The sequence below is a fragment of the Streptomyces sp. NRRL WC-3549 genome (assembly GCF_000721935.1).
Classification (GTDB): domain Bacteria; phylum Actinomycetota; class Actinomycetes; order Streptomycetales; family Streptomycetaceae; genus Streptomyces.
Genome location: NZ_KL585430.1, coordinates 15,878 through 16,287, shown reverse-complemented (window position 1 = coordinate 16,287; position 410 = coordinate 15,878). Strand labels below are relative to the sequence as shown.

Below are 410 nucleotides of genomic sequence, written 5' to 3'. Positions count from 1 at the left end.
GCCAGCCGCTCACCGGACAGTTCGAGACCGGCCCGCAGGACCGCGGCGGCCTGCATCGGCTTGTTGGACGAGCGCGGGAAGACCGGGGCAGCCGGGTCGCCGAGGGCGAGGTCGACGCTCCCGTCGGCGGCCAGCAGGACCAGCGAACCGCGGTGGTGGCCCTCCGTGAAACCGGACCGTACGACCTCGGCGAGGACGGGGAGCGGGGCAGACGCGGACGAGTGCGGCGAGGTCATGGCGGTGGGCGGCCTTCCGGGGGCGGGCGGGACCCGCCCCCGGAAGGATCGCCTCAGGCGAGCAGGTCGTCTACTTGTGCTTCCCCGTCACGGTACCTCCGGGCGATCTCGGCGCTGCAGTCGTCGACGGTCCGCTGGAGCCGGTGACGGCGGCGGGACACCTGCTGCTCGTAG

The 410-nt window shown here is 73.9% G+C and carries 1 protein-coding gene and 1 pseudogene; both read right to left on the bottom strand.

The window, feature by feature from the left end:
• A partial coding sequence (locus IH13_RS39895) for an asparaginase (protein ID WP_199814895.1) occupies positions 1–236 on the bottom strand: 236 nt, incomplete at its 3' end.
• Between the two features lie 53 nt (positions 237–289).
• Positions 290–410 (bottom strand): annotated as a pseudogene (locus IH13_RS45175) (ABC transporter substrate-binding protein); the annotation flags it as partial.